Here is a 17,427-nt window from a genome sequence, read left to right on the forward strand (position 1 = left end):
GGTTCGACGACGGGGCGGGGGCGTTCGCCGTGATCGTCGGGGTTCCGACCGAGACGGCCGACGGCGAGAAACGGGTCGCTCTGACGCCACCGGTCGCCGAGGACCTCGTCGAGGACGGGCACGAGGTCTGTGTCGCCAGCGGTGCGGGCGAGGGGGCGACGTACGCGGACGCCGACTACGAGGCGGTCGGCTGTGAGGTCCTCGACGACCGGGAGGCGGTGTTCGAGCGAGCCGAGGTCCTCTTTCAGGTTCGCGGCCTCGGCGCGACCGATACCGAGACCGACCCGTACCGCGAGGGACAGGTCGTCGTCGGCTTGCTCGGTCCGTACGAAGTGGCCGAGGACACGCTGGCCGACCTGGCCGACCGGGATGTGAGCGCGTTCTCGCTGGAGTTGATGCCTCGGATCAGCCGCGCCCAAAGCATGGACGCGCTGTCCTCGCAGGCGAGTCTCGGCGGCTATCAGGCCACGCTCATGGCCGCCGAGGAGTTGCCCAAGATGTTCCCGATGGAGATGACCGCCGCGGGGACGATCCAGCCGGCGGAAGTGTTCGTCATCGGCGCAGGGGTGGCCGGGCTGAAGGCCATCGCGACCGCCGAGCGACTCGGGGCCAGCACGAAGGGCCACGACGTGCGCCTCGAGGTCAAACGCGAGGTCGAGAGCCTCGGCGCGGACTTCGTGGAACTCGAACTCCCGACCGAGGAGTCGGGCGACGAGGAGGGCTACGCCGTCGAGATGGGCGAGGAGTTCTACGCCGAACAGCGCAGACAGATGGAGCGGGTCGTGCCCGAATCCGACGTGCTGATCACCACGGCGGCGATTCCCGGCCGGCCGGCACCCGAGATCGTCACGACCGAGATGATCGAGGACATGGACCCCGGGTCGGTCGTCGTCGACCTCGCGGCCGAGACCGGCGGCAACTGCGAACCGACCGAGGCCGGCGAGACCGTCGAGGTCGACGGCGTGCGGGTCCACGGCCCGACCGACCTGCCCTCGCGGGTCAGCCACACCGCGAGTCAGCAGTACGCCAACAACTGCAAGCACTTCCTCGACAACCTGCTCGACGAGGAGGGCGATCTGGACTTCGACTTCGAGGACGAGATCGTCGACTCGACGTTGCTGGTCCACGACGGGACGGTGCGGAACCCGCACATCGACGACGGCGGGGCCGAGGAAGACGAGAGCGGCGACGGCGATGACGAGGACCCGGCGGCGGACGAATCCGACGCGGACGACGCCGCGGCCGACGGTGGCGGTGATTCCGCCGACGGTGACGGAGGTGACGGCGATGGCGACTGAGCTGTCGGCGTTCGTCACCAACCTGACGCTGTTCGTGCTGGCGGCCTTCGTCGGCTACGAGATCATCACGAAGATCCCGACGAACCTGCACACGCCGCTGATGTCCGGGGCCAACGCGATCTCGGGAATCACGCTCCTGGGTTCGGTCGTGGTCGCCGGGGCCGGAGAGAATACCCTCGCGACCGCGCTGGGCTTTCTCGCGGTCGTGATGGCCACGATCAACGTGGTCGGTGGGTATCTGGTGAGTCACTTCATGCTCGACCAGTTCCGCGGAGGTGGTAACTGATGGCGGGAGTACTCGCTCAGTATCTGCCCCCCGCGGCCCTGCAACTGGCCTACCTGATCGCCGGCATCCTGTTCATCCAGGGGCTCCGGGACATGACCCACCCACGGACCGCGACCCGCGGGAACCAGATCTCCGCGGCGGGGATGTTCCTCGCCGTCGTCGTGACGGCGCTGTGGTTCGACATCGTCTCGCCGCTGATCCTCGCGGCCGGCCTGCTGGTCGGCGGCGGGATCGGCGTCTGGCTGGCCGTCACCGTGGAGACGACGGAGATGCCCCAGCTCGTCGGCCTGTTCAACGGGTTCGGCGGCGGCGCGTCGGCGCTGGTCGCCGGCGCGGAACTGATCGACGTACTCGCCGTCGGCGACTCCCTCACGATGGGTCTGACGGCCACCGCGGCCATCGCCGGCATCATCGGCTCGGTCACCTTCTGGGGCAGTCTCGTCGCCGCAGGCAAACTCCACGGCCTCGTCGGTGACTCGCCCGTGAGCACGAACGTCGGTCACGCGATCAAGGTCCTGTTCCTCGGGGCCGCGGTCGTGGCCGGCCTCGTCCTCGTGATCCAGCCCGACGTGCTGGGCAACTCGCCCATGGCGTCGTGGGTCCCGTCCTACTGGGTGCTGGTCGCGGCCGCGTCGATCCTCGGGATCTTCCTCGTGGTGCCCATCGGCGGCGCGGACATGCCCGTCGTCATCGCCCTGCTGAACTCCTACTCCGGCCTGGCGGCCGCGACGACGGGGTTCGTGCTGGGCAACACCGCGCTGATCATCGCCGGGACGCTGGTCGGCGCGTCGGGGCTGATCCTGACGGTCATCATGTGCGAGTCGATGAACCGCTCGCTGTCGAACGTCCTCTTCGGCGGGCTCGGCGGCGACGACGGCGACAGCGAGGACATGGAGGACATCTACGAGGGGCAGATTCAGGAGACCTCGCCAGAGGAAGTCGTCATGCTCCTGGAGACTGCGGATCGGGTCGTCGTCGTCCCCGGCTACGGGATGGCGGTCGCTCAGGCCCAGCACGCCGTCGCGGAACTCGTCGAGTTGCTCGACGAACACGGCGTGGACGTGGAGTTCGGCATCCACCCGGTGGCTGGCCGGATGCCCGGCCACATGAACGCCCTGCTGGCCGAGGCCGACGTGCCCTACGACAAGATGCGCGAACTGGAGGAGGTCAACCCGACCTTCTCACAGACCGACGTGGCCATCGTCTGCGGGGCCAACGACGTGGTGAACCCCCGGGCCAACGAGGACGACGGGAGTCCCATCTCGGGGATGCCCGTCCTCAACGTGGCGGAGGCAAACACTGTCATCGTCAACAAGCGGAGCCTGAGTCCCGGCTTCTCGGGCATTCCGAACCCGCTCTTTGCCCGGGACAACACGAGCATGCTCTTTGGCGACGCCAAGGAGTCGATGCAGGACCTGGTCAACGACTACAAGGAGGCGACGGACTGACGGTCCGGAACCACTAGTTCCCAGATTCTGAAGATTTGGGGTCCCCTTCTTGTGTTCCCGTGGTGTATCGACTCGTATGGTTCAAGAAGCACTCCTGGTGACGGCCATCGGTATGGCAGCGTTCTTCCTGCTGATCCCGGCCTCGATCTGGCTGCTCAAGAGCGTCCTCGGCGGTGAGGGGGCCTCGGAGCCGGTCGAGGAGGTCGACACGAGCGAGCGATCCGAACCGCCGCGGCAGGGGTCGAGCGCCTGAGTCGGCCACCCCCGCTGGCTCGCTTTCGGGGCCGAACGACACCCTCTTTGCACGTCCGGCGGACCGGGGGATATGGACCGCAAGCGGGAGCTGACGAGCGTCGACCTCGCGGCGCTCTGTGGCGAGTTCGGGGACTACGAGGGCGCGAAAGTCGACAAGGTCTACCTCTACGACGACGGCCTCGTCCGGTTCCGGATGCGCGATTTCGACCGGGGCCGCGTGGAGTTGCTGGTCGATATCGGCGAGACCAAACACCTCCGGGTGGCCGACGCCGAGAACGTCCCCGACGCGCCCGGCCGGCCCCCGAACTTCGCGATGATGCTCCGAAATCGCCTGTCGGGGGCCGACCTCGTGGGCGTCGAGCAGTACGGCTTCGACCGGATCGTCACGCTCGAATTCGAGCGCGGCGACGAGGACACGACCGTCGTCGCGGAACTGTTCGGTGACGGCAACGTCGCCGTCCTCGACGAGAGCGGCGAGGTCGTCGACTGTCTCGACACCGTCCGTCTGAAGTCCCGCACCGTCGCGCCCGGCTCACCGTACGAGTTCCCCTCCTCGCGATTCAACCCGCTGGAGGCCGACTACGAGGCCTTCGCCGCGAAGATGGACGACTCGGACACCGACGTGGTGCGGACGCTGGCGACCCAGCTCGACTTCGGCGGGTTCTGGGGCGAGGAACTCTGTACCCGCGCCGGCGTCGACAAGACCATGGACATCGCCGACGCCGGCGACGAGGAGTACGAGGCCCTCTTTTCCGTGATCGAGGACCTCCGAGACCGCCTCGACGCGGCCGACCTCGATCCCAGAGTGTACTACGAAGGCAGTCAGGAGAGCGGCGACGAGGCGGCGGACGAGGGTGACGAGTCGGATGGGAGCGAGGACGGCGACGGGGAGGCCGACCGCGGGCTCCGCGTCGACGCCACGCCGATGCCGATGGCGGAGTACGACGACCTCCCCAGCGACGCCTTCGAGACCTTCACTGCGGCGCTGGACGACTACTTCACCAACTGGGAGGCCGAACCGGAGACCGGGCCCGAGGACGGCGGCGGGCGGAACCGGCCGGACTTCGAGAGCGAGATCGAGAAGCAAAAACGGATCATCGAGCAACAGCAGGGGGCTATCGAGGATTTCGAGGCCGACGCCGAGGCCGAACGCGAGAAGGCGGAACTCCTGTACGCCGAGTACGACCTCGTCGACGACATCCTCTCGACGGTCCAGCAGGCCCGCGAGAACGACGTGGCCTGGGACGCCATCGAGGCGAAGTTCGAGGAAGGGGCCGAGCGCGGGATCGAGGCCGCCGAGGCCGTCGTCGGGGTCGACGGCAGCGAGGGCACCGTCACGATCGAACTCGACGATCACCGGATCGACGTGGACGCGAGCATGGGCGTCGAGAAGAACGCCGACCAGCACTACACCGAGGCCAAACGCATCGAGGAGAAAAAGGAGGGCGCACAGGCGGCCATCGAGAACACCCGCGAGGATCTGGCGGAAGTCAAACGCCGCCGGGACGAGTGGGACGCCAGTGACGGTGACGAGGCAGGGAGTGGCGACGAAGCCGACGGTGCGGACGAAGACGCCGAGGACGTCGACTGGCTCTCGCGGGCGTCGATCCCCGTCCGGTCCTCGGAGCAGTGGTACGAGGAGTATCGCTGGTTCCACACCAGCGACGACTTCCTCGTCATCGGCGGGCGCAACGCCGACCAGAACGAGGAACTCGTCAAGAAGTACATGGACAGCGGTGACAAGTTTTTCCACGCCCAGGCCCACGGCGGCCCGGTGACGATCCTGAAGGCGACGGGGCCGAGTGAACCCGCCAGGGACGTGGACTTCCCCGAGTCGACGCTCCGGGAGGCCGCGCAGTTCGCGCTCTCCTATTCCTCGGTCTGGAAGGAAGGCAAGTACGCCGACGACGTGTACATGGTCGACCCCGATCAGGTGTCGAAGACGCCAGAGAGCGGCGAGTACCTCGAAAAGGGCGGGTTCGCGGTCCGGGGCGACCGGACCTACTTCGAGGACGTGGCGGCCAGCGTCGCCGTCGGCATCAAATGTGAACCGGACACTCGCGTGATCGGCGGGCCGCCCGCCGCCATCGAGCCGAACGTCGAGACCAGCATCGAACTCGAACCCGGGCGCTACGCACAGAACGACATGGCCAAGATGTGCTACCGGGAGTTCAAGGACCGGTTCGCCGACGAGGCGTTCGTCCGGTCGGTCGCCAGCCCGGACCTCATCCAGGAGTTCCTGCCGCCGGGTGGGTCACGGATGGTCGAGGACTGAACCAGCCGGTCCCGTCAGTGCTTGTGCGTAAAGAGGAGCGGGTTGCCGTCGTGGATCGCGGTGCAGATGTCCATCGCGAAGTCCAGTTCCAGCGAGTTGTACTCGTCTTTGCAGACGATCAGATTGTCGAACGGCGATTCGCAGGCCGGACAGGCGATGCCGACCGTGTTCTGGTAGATGCTGACCGAGTCGCTCTCCTGTCGGGGCGTCAGCGAGGAGACGAGTTCGTCGTAATCCTCCATACTGAAAGCCGGTCACGCGGCAGGCATAAATCACACGCCCGGCCAGCCCTGTCGGAGTCCGCTCCGTTCGGTTCGGCGAGTCGACGTCGAAAACGACCCATAGAGCCAACTATCATGACGGCCATTGGGGACTATGCAACGACGGCTCCAGGGGTCGGCCATCGCCGCTGTGGGACTCCTGTTGGCCGCCGTCCAGGTCGCGCACGCGATGGCTCGCACGTCGACGACCGTCGGGTTCCTGGTCGACCTGGTCCCGTTCCTGGCGATGGCGGCCGCGATCACCTTCGCCGGCGTCTGGGTCGCCCGGAGCCCCGACTACGTCGAGTACGGCACCGTCGTCGGCGCGTGGGTCGTCGGCGGGGCCGTCGCCTTCGCCGCCATCACTGCGTTGATCCTGTTCTCGCTGAACGTCGCCACCGAGACCTTCGACGTGTTCGGGGCGGCCCCCTACGTCGCCATGGACAACGTCACCGCCGGGACGCTCGCGGGCGTCCTCGTGGGTATCTACGACGTTCGGAGTCGGATCGACAGGGCGGAACTGAAACGCCAGCGCGACCGGATCGAGACGTTCGCCAACCGCGCCGCCGACACGAACCACTACGGGCGGGCGCTGAACGAGTGTGCCACGATGGACGAGGTGAGCTCCCTCTGTGTCGAGGCCGCCACGACGCTCGTCCAGTTCCGCGACGTGGCCTTCGTCGAGCGCCGGGGCGGCTTCGCCACCCTCGTCGAGAGTACCATCGCCGGCGTCGACGAGGAGACCATCGCGGAACTGGCCGGATTGGCCGCCGGCGCGGAACCAGCCACCGTCGTCACCCACGAGGACGACCTCCCGGCGGGCCTCCCCGACGACGTAGAGCGCGTCGTGACCATCCTCGTCACCGAGACCGACAGCGCCACCACGGCACTGGTCGCGCTGGATCGCGGCGACACCGCCGTCACCGAGGAGACGCGCTCCCTGCTGGAGATGCTCGTCGCCCACGCCGGGACGGCGCTGGAGAACATCTACGAGCGGTCGATTCCCACGCGGGACCCGGACGACCCGGTCACCATCGAGATCGACGACGGGGAGTGAGAGAGGACCAGTTCAGTACAGGTAATGCGCGTTTCAGTAGTATTGTCCGAACGTGCTCGTCCGCCACTGGATGTAGTATGTTTTAATCCGGTCTGTTGGTTACACTGATGGGATGACTGCCCGTGTCTATTACCATCATCCCGATGATTCTCACTACTCTCTCGCGTATGTCACGCAAGACAGGGACGAGATAACGACAGCAGGGCAAGACGCGATGATCGAGCACTACGATTTCGAGGAGGAATTCTTTGTACTGTATACAAATCGTGGGGCGAGCGGTACTGTCGAGGATCTTGATGTGGCGTTTGAAGACACACTCGATGAGATGTCCTCGCAGGATCGGACGATTACGGTACGGTTGCTCCAGATATTCGAGGAGATCGTCGAGGAAACGGAGCTGGAAGAGGAAGAGAAACTCGAAATTTACAAGCAGATCGAATTAGAGCGGATTCCCGATGCTATCGCTCGCGTCGACTGGACCGGCACTGCTGTCGATGTCGCAGGGCAGTTGATGTCGACGCTGATTCTGAAACACGCACTACCCAATGCGAATCACCGGACTTCGATCAGTATGGCTCAGTGGTACCTGGAAAGCATCGAAACCGGGTTCTCATTTCCTGACTTTGCGACTGAAGCGTACGACTGGAAGACGTGGTTCAACGAGTATATTTCCGAATCGAAGCGGCTTCTCACGGTTCGCCGGAATACGACGGCGTTCTCGTTACTCTCTGAGTGGGGGTGTGACACCGTTGTACGGAAGAATGGCATCGAGATCAGTCTTGCAGAGTACGACCTCGATCTCACTCGCTCAGAAGCGTTGGCGCACTACGGGGATGCGCATACCGAACTCTGTACGGACTTCCTCACCGAATCCGTTACACGTGCCGGACACGACGAACTCGTCAGTACCGACGGTATTGGGAAAGGGGAGTTCGTCTCGTTTCTCGAAGCAGCAGAATAACCGTGCTAATCCTGAAGGTCCGCGACAGTGCGCCCAAGCTCCCGGGCATGTTCGCTCTCACTCACACCATACCGCTCTTCTATCGAGCGGAGTTGTTCTCGGAAGGTCATCGCAAGTGCCTCCAGTTGAGTCTGTTCTAGCTGAAGCGGTTCCCGCATAAGAACCTTTCCCGACTACCAAGCGTAGTACTTGAGCGTGTCGTACAATGGTTCACTGTAATTCCCGAGGGAATCAGTCGCCGTCTCTCCCGGGAGGCTCGTCGTCTCCGCCCTCGTACTCCCCGAGCCGAACACCCGGCTCGACGTACCGGTCGGACTGCCGCTCGCGGTTGCGCTCGGCCAGTCGCCCCCACTCCTGAAGACCCTGCTCGACTTGCTCGGCGGAAAAACCGATCACCTCGCCGACGGCCTGGAGGTCTCGCGGGGCGCGCAGGTCCAGATGCGAGGTCGGGTCGACGCTCACGACGTAGGGGGCGTCGTACGTCTCGACGAGTTCCCGGAGTTTCCGGAGGTCCTGGATCGCCCTGACGCGGGTGCCGCCCTGCTCTCGAAGGACCCGTGTCAGCGAGAACTCCACGCGGACGCCGTTGCGCGCCGCTTCCTTGGCGAGGACGTGATTGAAGTCGCCGCCGTCCATCGGATGGGCCAGCACGTCGACGGCGGGTTGTTCGACGGCGAAGCGGTTGAGTCGGGTGTCGCCGCCGTGGACACAGACCACGGTCTTCTCGTCGCGGTAGTTGCCGACGAAGCCGCTGGCCCGGGACGGATCGTCGGCCCGGACCTCGACGCCGTCGACCACGTCGATGCCGTAGGTCTCGGCGATCTCCTCGTAGTCGGCATCGCAGGGCTGGTCGCCGTGGTTGCGGACGACGATCCCGGAATACCCGTACTCCGCGGCGGTGAGCGCCTGCCGCGCGACCGTACTCTCACCGTCCGGTCGCGCGTGGACCCCCTCGTACATCACTTCTCCGCGATGAACGTCTCCAGGGCCTCGCGGGCGTTCTCGACCGCTTTCTCCTTCGTCGCGGGGTAGGCCTCGACCTTGGCCCGGACGGTCAGTCCGTCACCGAGTCGCACGTCGCCGCCGAAGGCGGCCTGCTTGTCCAGTCTGAGAAACAGCGAGCAGTTGTCGTCGACCCGCTCGTCGAGTTCGTCGGCCAGTTGCTGGGCGGTGTCGAGGTCGCTCAGGCGGTCCAGCACGTGGCGCATCTCGTCGGCCCGTTCGACCCGGGCCGAGAGGACGACGATGCGGTCGCCGTGGTGCCCTTCCGAGGTCGCGCGCTCGATCTCGACCTCCTCGGGGAGGAAGGTTCGGAGCGCGCCCGCGACGCGCTTCTCGTCCTCGGTGGCGTAACAGAAGGCGCGGAGGTCGACGTAGTGGAAGGGGACCGACGGCACGGCTACGTTACTCCTCGTCGTCGGCTTCGTCGACGAGTTCGAGCGCGTCCTCCGAGATGCCGGCTTCCTGGCCGTCGTCGAAGCTCACGGTGTAGTTGGCGTCGCCGAACATCGTCTCCATGACCTGCGTGATCACACCCTCCTCGCCGTCGTGTTCGCTGTGCTCGTCGTGCAGAATGACGGTGTCGTCTTCCTCGAAACTCATACCCGAAATCTACTCACGCCGGCCTAAAAAGGGACTGATTCGCGGTCACCCACGGACGATGCGGTCGCCGTCGCCGTCGACCCTGACCTGCTCGTCGAATGCCTGGGCCAGTTGCGCGACCGTCCGCTCGTCGTGGGCGGCCGGATCGATGTGGAAGTGGGCGCTCGCCCCGAGTTCGGTCAGCCTGTTGGTCAGCATGTGCAGGAACCGAAAGATACGCTCGGTGTCGGCGTACTGCAGGAGGATCGACAGCGAGTCGAAACAGAGCGTCACGTCGCCGGCCGCCGCCCACTCGCCGAGGGCGTCGTTGAGCGCCATCCCGAGTCCCGTCAGATCGGCCGGATCGGTCAGCCGCTGGACGTGGTAGTGGTCCGCCGGTGGCTCCGGTCCGCGCTCGCCGACGACGCCGCCGGCCCCGACCGCGACGACAGCCGACTCCGCGGGGTGATCTGGGAGTCGCGACTCGATCAGTCGGTACCGCTCGATGGCCGACTCCATGTAGAGGACGTGGATCACGCGGGTACTCGCGGCGTCGTGGTGCGCGAGCAACTCCGTGCAGGCGTCCCGTTCGGCACCACCGACGGAGGGTGCCAGCAGGAGGACGGTCCCGTCCGCCGGGGCCCGCCCGCGGTCCCGGTCGGCCACGCGCTCCGTGGTCGTCATCGGGACTCACCGCGCGTCCGCTCACGCCCCTCGTCGGTACGGTTCCACTCGGACTGGTCCCCGAAGCGATTCGGCCCACGACCCCTGAACCGATCACGTCCGGGAGGGTTGCTCCCGTGTCCCATGACAGTGCAAGTCGGCCGCACGCGTATAATTCCCTGTCAGACGGGCGTCTGCCGGAAGCTCCGACCGAATGGGAGGAGCTTGGGATGTGCGAGCGGTGCAACCGTGAGCCGGAAGCGTCGACCGCCGGGAGACGCTTCGGACGGGCGAGCGGTCTCGACGGCCAATGTCGAAGACTTATTGCTGGCTCGTGTGAAATACGTCGACATGGTCAACCGTTCGCACTCTTTCGCCGCCCCTCCGGATCGCGTGCAAACGCCACGCCACGCAGACGCGGCACGATGACTGTCGTCGACAACCTGTGGTATCTCGCCGACGAGGCCGATCAGCGGGCCGAACAGACGTATCACCGGCTCGCCAGCGACCACGAGAACTACGTCGAGTACGAGCGCACGCGGAGCGTCTCCCGGTCGCGCTTCCGGACCGTCGCCGACCGCATCCGGGAGAACGGGCTTCCCTACGGTGCGCACACGCTGGTCTACCGCGATTCGGGCGACCTCCTGCTCGTCCGTCACGAGGGTGTCGACATGTGGGTCGTCCCCGGCGGTGAGGTCCAGGCCGACGAGTCACTGCGCGAGGGCGCACGCCGCGAACTCCGGGAGGAGGCCGGTATCGACGCCGCCTACGACGGGGTGGGGATCCTCGCACGAGTCAACTTCCGCAGCGACGGCCATCGCGCCTGGGGGGTCCTCCCGGTGTTCGCGGCCCGGGCGGAGTCGACCGACCTCGAAGTCCGCGATCCCGACGGGGAGATCTCCGACGCGCGCTGGTTCGGCGACCTGCCCGAGGACACCCGCGACCGGGCGGAACTGCTCAGATGGCGCGAGCAGGCGCTGTGATCGGCGGTCCGTCGGCGATTTCGAGGTCCATTCTACGCGTCGTAACCGGAAGTAGTTTTAACCCTGACACGTGGCTCTGTGGGGGTACGGATGGAACGATCACAGATGGCGGTCGTCGTCGGTGTCGTCGGCGCGGTCGTGATAGCAGGGGTCGGTGCGGCGTTCGTCTTCGGACTGGTTCCGGGCGGCGGGGGCGACGACACCGCACCGCCGACCACGGGGGACGGAAACGGGAGCGACGTGGCGCTGAACTTCACGCTCGTCGGGGGGTCGGAGTGTGGCCAGACCTGCCGGGTGGTGAACTCGACGATCAGAAATACGGGGAACACGTCGCTGAACGTGACGGCGGATCACGCCCTGTTCACCAGGTACGAGAACGGCAGCGCGAAGAAGGAGGCCTGGAGCGGGGAGGTCGCCCCGGGGACCATCGCCGCGAACGAGACGGTCGTCAGCACGTTCGAGATCAACGTGGGAATCGGTGACGGGCTCGCGCTCAGGGAGAACGACGGGCTCCTGTTCACGACGTTGCAGACCGAGCAGGGCAACAAGACGGTCGAGACCGTCGTCCCGGTCGATTAAGCTCCGAACTCCTCGCCCTCGCGACCGTCGGCGTTCATGCGCCTGAGCGTCGCGCGGGCGTTGCTGGCGTCGTAGCCGAACAGGACGCTCTCGCCGTACTCGCTGGCGACCTCGGCGGCGTCGATGAGGTTGTCGATCTCCACGTCGACGGCGTACAACTCGACGCTGAACGGCGTGTCGAGGGCGTCGGCGAAGCCCGACGCGATGATCTCCAGCCAGTAGGTCGTCGTGTAGGCCATGTCGTAGATGGGGACGACGAACTCGTCGACGTGTTCTTCGAGGGCGTCGACGTCGAGGCCGGCCCGTTCGTAGACGTGGCCGGGGTAGGGGTCGGGGTACAGCGTCAGGTAGAGGTCGCCGGGGACGCGCTCGCGGGCCTCGCGGACGAACTCGGTGATCACGTCGGCGCGCCAGGCGAACCAGTCCTCGAACTCGCTGTCGGCGAAGCGTCGTTCACAGCGGTCACAGTGACAGTACTCCGGGCGGGGAAAGCCCACGTCGTCGAGGCGCACGTCCGGGGTCACGTCGGCGGCGTCTTCGACGATCTCGAGCAGGCCCTCCCGGTAATCGTCCCGGGTGGGGCAGACGTAGGCCCAGTCGAAGTAGCGACGCTCCCGCGTAGCGGGTTCGCCGTCTTCGGAGACGGGGACGAGGTCGGGATTGGCGTCGGCGGCGGCGTTGTCGCCGAAACAGGAGACCATGCTGATGCCCTCGGGGACGGGTTCGGCGGCCCGGCCGGTGACGTCTTTGACCTCGTAGAACGACCGGTCGAACTCGGACCAGGCCAACTCTTCCTCGTTGCGGGTGACGACGCCGTACATATCTGTGGGTACACAGCGGCCGGGAAAAGCCCGTCGGGGCCAGGGCGGTTCGCGCGCGATACGTCAGTGTCGCCGACTCACTTCTTGACCGCCAGACGGTACACGAGGACGATGGCGACCAGGGCGGCGGCGAGCTTGAGCTTCTTGGACATTGCATGACAGAAAACGACGGGTCGAGGTATAATCCTTCCGGGGCCGACCCCCTCGTGTCCGACTCCGACCCTGGCGGAGGGTATTTGAGTCTCGTTCCCCAGGTACGTGTGAATGGCTGACAAGCGGATCGCCGTCGTCCCCGAACCCGGGGGCGCGGACGTTGCGGCCGCGCTCGATTCGGCCACGGACGACGTGACGGTCGCGAGAGTCCCGACGGGGGCCGCGCTGCACGAGCGACTGGGCGCGGACGAGCCGATCCACTGTGTCGTGACCGGGCTTGACCTCCCCCACGGCGACGGGCTGGCACTGCTGGGGTCGGTCCGCCAGTCCCACCCGGACCTCCCCTTCGTGATCGCGACGGGGCAGGGATCGGAGCGGGCCGCGAGCGACGCCATCGCCGCCGGTGCGACCGACTACGTCCCGCTCGGGCCCGACGGCGCCGTGCCCGAACTCGCCAGCCGTGTCACCGACGCCATCCGGGCGACCGGGGGCGAGTCGTCGCCCCCCGACACGGACCAGCCGGCGGGCGATTCGTCCGTGGGTGCCCCGACCGACCGCAGACACTACGAGACCATCGTCGAGACGGTGCCCGACGGTGTGTTCGTCCTCGACGAGGACGCGACCATCGTCAGCGGCAACGAAAACGGCGCGGCCCTGCTCGGGATGACGAAGGCGGACGCCATCGGAACGCCGATCCCGCAGCTGGTCGCCGACGGCGTCCTCCACCAGGAGGTGATCGAACCCTACACCGACGTGGTGCGTCGCCTGCTCTCGGACGATGCGGACACCGAACGCGGCGAGTTCCAGTTCCGCGCCTATCCCGGCGACGACGAGCGCATCTATCAGGCACGGGTGGCGTTGCGGCCATACGAGGACCAGTTCCGCGGTACCATCGGCGTCCTCCGGGACGTGACCGAACGCGAGCGACGGCGGGAGGAACTCGAACAGTACGAGACGATCATCGAGGCGATCCCGGACGCCGTCTGGGCGCTCGACGACCGCGAGCGGTACATCTACGTCAACGAGGCGCTGCACGAACTCTCCGGGTACGAACGCGGCGAGTCCGGCGAAGAGGGTGCCCGTATCGGTATGACCGAGGACGGCATGGAACGGGCCCGGGAACTGGTCCGCCGGATCGTCTCCGACGACGACCCGCTCGGCCCGAGCGCGAAGTTCGAGCACGACCTCGTGCGGAAAGACGGGCAGGTGATTCCCTGTGAGACCCACATCGCCGTCTTGCCCTTCGACGAGGAGTTCCGCGGGACGGCGGGGATCACCCGCGACATCTCCGACCGGAAGCGCCTGTTGCGCCGGCTGGAGGTCATCAACCGACTGCTCCGGCACAACCTCCGCAACGACCTCACGACCGTCATCGAGTACGCCGACCTCGTCGAGCTGGAGACCGAGTCGGCCTCCGTCGCCGAGTACGCCCAGCGGATCAACGAGACGGCCTTCGATCTGGTCGAGACCAGCGACAAGATCCGGCGCGTCCAGAAGTCGCTCGGTACCCGAATGCAGGACGCGCCGACCGTCGACCTCGCCGTGATCGCCGAGGCTGTCCTCGCCGACGTGCGCGAACAGTACCCGGACGCGACGGTCGAGACCGATTTCGACGGCCCGATCCAGGTCAGGGGCAACGAGTCGCTCCGGATCGCACTCGCCAATCTCGTCGAGAACGCTATCGAACACGCAGAACGGGACTCGCCCACGGTCCATGTCGAGATCGTAGCGGACGGGGACCCACCGCGGACGGTCGCCAGCGACAGCGTCGAACCGGCCGAGTGGGTCGAACTCCGGGTCGCGGACGACGGACCGGGCATCCCCGACCACGAGCGAAAAGTAGTCACCGGCGACGCGGCGGTGACGCAGCTGACCCACAGCAGCGGCGTGGGACTGTGGCTCGTCGACTGGATCGCCACCTTCTTCGGCGGCGAGGTCCGGATCGATGATCGACCGGGGTCCGATTCCGACTCCCAGGGTAGCGTCGTCGTGTTGAGCCTCCGCGCGGAGTGACTCAGCCGACGTGGATGTGATCGGCGATGGACTCGCGGATGATCGTGTCGCAGTAGGCACACCGCACGCCCTCGTCGAGGACGGCGAAGCGCGAGTCGACCGGCTCGTCTTTCGTCGTGATGCAGTTGCGGTTCGGACACTGCAGGACCCCGACGACTTCGCCGGGGCGCTCGACGCGGTGTTTCTCGACCACGTCGTAGTCCCGGACGATGTTGATCGTCGCCGCGGGCGCGATGAGCGAGAGTACGTCAACCTCGTCCTGGCTCAACTCGCGGCCCTCGACTTTCACCACGTCTTTCCGGCCCAGCCGTTCGGAGGGGACGTTCATCCCGATGGACACCTCCTCGCCGCCGGAGCCGTCGATGCCCAGGATCGCCAGGACGTTCAGCGCCTGGCCGCCCGTGACGTGGTCGATGACCGTTCCCTCGGTGATCTTGCTGACGCGGAGTTTCTGTTCGTCGCTCATAGGTTGCCCTCCAGAATGAGGTCCAGCAGTGCCATCCGCACTGGCACGCCGTTGTGTGCCTGCTCGAAGTAGCGTGCGTGATCGGTCTCGTCCACGTCGGGTGCGATCTCGTCGACGCGGGGTAGCGGATGCATCACGACCAGGTCGTCTTTGGCCGCCTCCAGGGTCTCGGCGTCGATCTGGTACTCCCCGGCGACCTTGCGGTACTCGTCCTCGTCGGGGAACCGCTCGGCCTGAATTCGGGTGACGTACAGCACGTCGAGGCTGTCCAGCACCTCCTCGAGTTCCGTGTGTTCCCGCATCGAGGCCCCGGCCTCGTGGAGGTCGTACCGGACGCCACGCGGGAGCTTCAGGCTCTCGGGGCTGATGAAGTGTTGCTGGGCGTCGAAGGTCGTCAGCGCGTGGGCCAGCGAGTGGACCGTCCGGCCGTACTTCAGGTCGCCCATGATCCCCACCGTCAGGTCCGAAAAGCCGGCCGATTCACGGATCGTGTAGAGGTCCAGCAGGGTCTGTGTCGGATGCTGACCGGCCCCGTCGCCCGCGTTGATGAGCGGCACGTCGACGAACTCGCTGGCCATCTTGGCCGACCCCTCCAGCGGGTGGCGCATCACGAGCGCGTCGGCGTAGCCCTCGACGACGCGCACGGTGTCGGCGAGGCTCTCGCCCTTCTTGACGCTGGACTGGTCCACCGGGCCCATGTCGACGATGTCGCCGCCGAGTCGTTTCATCGCCGCGGAGAAACTCATCTTCGTGCGCGTGCTCGGCTCGAAAAAGAGCATACCGAGCAACTTCCCGGCGTGCCGGTCGGCCACCGCGTCCGGATCGGCGGCGATCTCGGCCGCGCGATCCAGTACCGACTCGATGTCGGCACGCGAGAGGTGTTTCGCGCTGATGATGTGGTCCTGGGGCATTGAGAGAACCCGCGACCCGCGGCCCCTTGAATCCCTCGTTAGTCGCGACGGGGGAACCCGGCTCCGAACGCTTTTGACCGAAACCGCGACCACCCGCGAACATGCTCGCGATAGCCGGCGGGAAAGGTGGGTGCGGGAAGACGACCACGACGTACCGACTCGGGCACGCACTCGCCGCCGACGGCCGCTCACCGCTACTCGTCGACGCCGACGTGGAGATGCCCGACCTCCACCGTGTCGCCGGCGTCCCGCGCGAACCCGGTCTCGCCGCCGTGGCCGACGGACGGCGACCCGCGAGCGTCGCCCACACCCCGCCCGACCACCGCGGCCTCGCCGTCCTCTCGGCGACGGGTGCCGACGCGGACGCCCTCGCCGCCGCGGCACCCCGTCTGCGAGCGTGGGACGGGCCGGTACTGCTCGACTGTCCGGCCGGCGCGATGGCTGACGCGGTCGGCCCGTTGCGGGTCGCCGACCGGACGCTCCTCGTCTCGACACCGCGACGCCGGTCGCTCCGGGACGCCGTCAAGACCGCAGCGATGGCCCGCGAACTCGACGCGGCGCCACTCGCGGCGGTACTGGTCGAGACCAGCCCGACCGACGACGCGGCAACGGTCCCGGCCGAGACCGCGCGCGCCGCGTTGCACTGTCCGGTCGCGGCACGCATAACCTACGTTTCGAGTGGAGATCGCCCGACACGAACGGTTCCTACGGGGTATCGACGGGTCGCAAGAAAGGTTCAACAACGGAATATTTAATCTGCTGGGTACGCTTGGCTCATACTGACATGGAGAATCGGCTCCGGACCGGGATCGACGTTCTCGACCGGAAGCTCAACGGTGGGATCCCGGCCGGCAGTATCGTCGCGCTCTGTGCCGACCCGGCCAGCCAGGCTGAGCTATTTCTCTACGAACTCACCGCGACGCGGGGCACACTCTACCTCTCGCTCGACCGCTCCGAAGAAGCCGTCTCCGACAGCATCCGCAACTCGCCGACCGAGACCGGCGACCCGACCGTCCGGCACATTCCCGGGGAAGCACCGCTGGACAACGCCGGCAAGCTCGTCTCCGCGCTCCCGGAGACCTCGAACCTCATCATCGACCCGGTGAACGTCCTAGAGACTCAGGAACCGCCCTCGCGGTTCCGCAACTTCATGAACGACCTCCAGAACCACATCTTCAACACCGGCTCGCTGGCGGTCCTGCACTGCCTGACCGGTCATCAGATTCCCCGCCTCCGGGACTCCACCGAGCACTTCGCCGACGTGATCTTCCAGCTGGAGACCGGCACCAACGGCGACGACGTGGAGAACCGGCTGGCCATCCCGAAATTCCGGGGTGGCCGCGCGCCCTCCGACGTGATCAAACTCGACCTCGTCGAGGAGGTCTCCATCGACACGTCGCGGGATATCGCCTGATCG

Annotated in this window: 20 protein-coding genes; 12 read left to right on the forward strand and 8 right to left on the reverse strand. The window is 66.6% G+C overall.

The window, feature by feature from the left end; genetic code table 11:
- Nucleotides 1–29 precede the first annotated feature (29 nt).
- The 5 genes from ACOZ4N_RS03310 (at nucleotide 30) to rqcH (ending at nucleotide 5,562) form a co-directional block, all read left to right on the forward strand.
- Entirely contained in the window at nucleotides 30–1,298 is a 1,269-nt protein-coding gene (locus ACOZ4N_RS03310) for a Re/Si-specific NAD(P)(+) transhydrogenase subunit alpha (RefSeq protein ID WP_424018517.1), read from the forward strand.
- Nucleotides 1,288–1,584 (forward strand): NAD(P) transhydrogenase subunit alpha, encoded by a 297-nt coding sequence (locus tag ACOZ4N_RS03315; protein WP_092692896.1) that lies wholly within the window; start codon nucleotides 1,288–1,290, stop codon nucleotides 1,582–1,584. The genes ACOZ4N_RS03310 and ACOZ4N_RS03315 overlap by 11 nt, the downstream gene beginning before the upstream one ends.
- Nucleotides 1,584–3,032, forward strand: a complete 1,449-nt coding sequence (locus tag ACOZ4N_RS03320) for an NAD(P)(+) transhydrogenase (Re/Si-specific) subunit beta (RefSeq protein ID WP_424018518.1) — start codon at nucleotides 1,584–1,586, stop codon at nucleotides 3,030–3,032. Before ACOZ4N_RS03315 ends, ACOZ4N_RS03320 begins: the two co-directional genes overlap by 1 nt.
- A 76-nt stretch (nucleotides 3,033–3,108) precedes the next feature.
- On the forward strand, nucleotides 3,109–3,285 hold the full coding sequence (locus ACOZ4N_RS03325) for a hypothetical protein (protein ID WP_424018519.1): 177 nt from the start codon (nucleotides 3,109–3,111) through the stop codon (nucleotides 3,283–3,285).
- A gap of 72 nt (nucleotides 3,286–3,357) precedes the next feature.
- Complete coding sequence (gene rqcH / locus ACOZ4N_RS03330; RefSeq protein ID WP_424018520.1) at nucleotides 3,358–5,562, forward strand: ribosome rescue protein RqcH; 2,205 nt, start codon at nucleotides 3,358–3,360, stop codon at nucleotides 5,560–5,562.
- A gap of 14 nt (nucleotides 5,563–5,576) precedes the next feature.
- Here rqcH and ACOZ4N_RS03335 read toward each other — a convergent pair whose 3' ends face one another.
- Nucleotides 5,577–5,804 carry a DUF7385 family protein gene (locus ACOZ4N_RS03335; protein WP_424018521.1) on the reverse strand — a complete coding sequence of 76 codons (228 nt, stop codon included), beginning with the start codon at nucleotides 5,802–5,804 and terminating at the stop codon, nucleotides 5,577–5,579.
- A 133-nt stretch (nucleotides 5,805–5,937) separates the two neighbouring features.
- Between ACOZ4N_RS03335 and ACOZ4N_RS03340 the strand changes: the two genes are divergently transcribed.
- Together ACOZ4N_RS03340 and ACOZ4N_RS03345 are read left to right on the forward strand one after the other, a co-directional pair.
- The gene (locus ACOZ4N_RS03340) at nucleotides 5,938–6,879 is read left to right on the forward strand and encodes a hypothetical protein (RefSeq protein WP_424018522.1); all 942 of its coding nucleotides are present in this window, start codon (nucleotides 5,938–5,940) and stop codon (nucleotides 6,877–6,879) included.
- A gap of 112 nt (nucleotides 6,880–6,991) precedes the next feature.
- On the forward strand, nucleotides 6,992–7,840 hold the full coding sequence (locus ACOZ4N_RS03345) for a hypothetical protein (protein ID WP_424018523.1): 849 nt from the start codon (nucleotides 6,992–6,994) through the stop codon (nucleotides 7,838–7,840).
- Nucleotides 7,841–8,071: 231 nt separating this feature from the next.
- Here the strand turns inward: ACOZ4N_RS03345 and ACOZ4N_RS03350 are convergent, their stop codons facing one another.
- From ACOZ4N_RS03350 to ACOZ4N_RS03365, 4 genes are read right to left on the reverse strand one after another with little or no spacing between them, the layout of a single operon-like run.
- Nucleotides 8,072–8,800, reverse strand: coding sequence for an RNase P subunit p30 family protein (locus ACOZ4N_RS03350; protein WP_424018524.1), 729 nt, complete (start codon nucleotides 8,798–8,800; stop codon nucleotides 8,072–8,074).
- Nucleotides 8,800–9,237, reverse strand: coding sequence for an RNA-binding protein (locus tag ACOZ4N_RS03355; protein WP_424018525.1), 438 nt, complete (start codon nucleotides 9,235–9,237; stop codon nucleotides 8,800–8,802). Before ACOZ4N_RS03355 ends, ACOZ4N_RS03350 begins: the two co-directional genes overlap by 1 nt.
- A 7-nt stretch (nucleotides 9,238–9,244) precedes the next feature.
- Complete coding sequence (locus ACOZ4N_RS03360) at nucleotides 9,245–9,442, reverse strand: DUF1918 domain-containing protein (RefSeq protein WP_424018526.1); 198 nt, start codon at nucleotides 9,440–9,442, stop codon at nucleotides 9,245–9,247.
- 45 nt (nucleotides 9,443–9,487) lie between these two features.
- Nucleotides 9,488–10,105 (reverse strand): DUF7504 family protein, encoded by a 618-nt coding sequence (locus ACOZ4N_RS03365; RefSeq protein WP_424018527.1) that lies wholly within the window; start codon nucleotides 10,103–10,105, stop codon nucleotides 9,488–9,490.
- A gap of 404 nt (nucleotides 10,106–10,509) precedes the next feature.
- Between ACOZ4N_RS03365 and ACOZ4N_RS03370 the strand changes: the two genes are divergently transcribed.
- Together ACOZ4N_RS03370 and ACOZ4N_RS03375 are read left to right on the forward strand one after the other, a co-directional pair.
- Nucleotides 10,510–11,067: an NUDIX hydrolase gene (locus ACOZ4N_RS03370; RefSeq protein WP_424018528.1), complete on the forward strand. Its 558-nt coding sequence runs from the start codon at nucleotides 10,510–10,512 to the stop codon at nucleotides 11,065–11,067.
- Nucleotides 11,068–11,157: 90 nt separating this feature from the next.
- A complete protein-coding gene (locus ACOZ4N_RS03375; protein ID WP_424018529.1) occupies nucleotides 11,158–11,646 on the forward strand; it encodes a hypothetical protein in 489 nt (162 codons plus the stop codon).
- On the opposite strand, the gene ACOZ4N_RS03380 is transcribed toward ACOZ4N_RS03375, so the two are convergent.
- Nucleotides 11,643–12,467 carry a hypothetical protein gene (locus ACOZ4N_RS03380; RefSeq protein ID WP_424018530.1) on the reverse strand — a complete coding sequence of 275 codons (825 nt, stop codon included), beginning with the start codon at nucleotides 12,465–12,467 and terminating at the stop codon, nucleotides 11,643–11,645. The genes ACOZ4N_RS03375 and ACOZ4N_RS03380 overlap by 4 nt on opposite strands.
- Nucleotides 12,468–12,731: 264 nt before the next feature.
- Between ACOZ4N_RS03380 and ACOZ4N_RS03385 the strand changes: the two genes are divergently transcribed.
- On the forward strand, nucleotides 12,732–14,633 hold the full coding sequence (locus ACOZ4N_RS03385) for a PAS domain S-box protein (protein WP_424018531.1): 1,902 nt from the start codon (nucleotides 12,732–12,734) through the stop codon (nucleotides 14,631–14,633).
- Nucleotide 14,634: 1 nt separating this feature from the next.
- On the opposite strand, the gene pyrI is transcribed toward ACOZ4N_RS03385, so the two are convergent.
- Together pyrI and pyrB are read right to left on the reverse strand one after the other, a co-directional pair.
- Entirely contained in the window at nucleotides 14,635–15,099 is a 465-nt protein-coding gene (gene pyrI, locus ACOZ4N_RS03390; protein WP_424018532.1) for an aspartate carbamoyltransferase regulatory subunit, read from the reverse strand.
- Nucleotides 15,096–16,010, reverse strand: a complete 915-nt coding sequence (gene pyrB, locus ACOZ4N_RS03395; RefSeq protein WP_424018533.1) for an aspartate carbamoyltransferase — start codon at nucleotides 16,008–16,010, stop codon at nucleotides 15,096–15,098. The genes pyrI and pyrB overlap by 4 nt, the downstream gene beginning before the upstream one ends.
- A gap of 101 nt (nucleotides 16,011–16,111) precedes the next feature.
- On the opposite strand from pyrB, the gene ACOZ4N_RS03400 reads away from it, so the two are divergent.
- Both ACOZ4N_RS03400 and ACOZ4N_RS03405 read left to right on the forward strand, forming a co-directional pair.
- Nucleotides 16,112–16,765, forward strand: coding sequence for a MinD/ParA family ATP-binding protein (locus ACOZ4N_RS03400; RefSeq protein WP_424018534.1), 654 nt, complete (start codon nucleotides 16,112–16,114; stop codon nucleotides 16,763–16,765).
- 29 nt (nucleotides 16,766–16,794) lie between these two features.
- Nucleotides 16,795–17,424, forward strand: coding sequence for an RAD55 family ATPase (locus ACOZ4N_RS03405; RefSeq protein WP_092663910.1), 630 nt, complete (start codon nucleotides 16,795–16,797; stop codon nucleotides 17,422–17,424).
- Nucleotides 17,425–17,427 lie beyond the last annotated feature (3 nt).

Origin of the sequence: Halorientalis pallida (assembly GCF_049605515.1) — an archaeon.
GTDB classification, from domain to species: Archaea; Halobacteriota; Halobacteria; order Halobacteriales; family Haloarculaceae; genus Halorientalis; species Halorientalis pallida_A.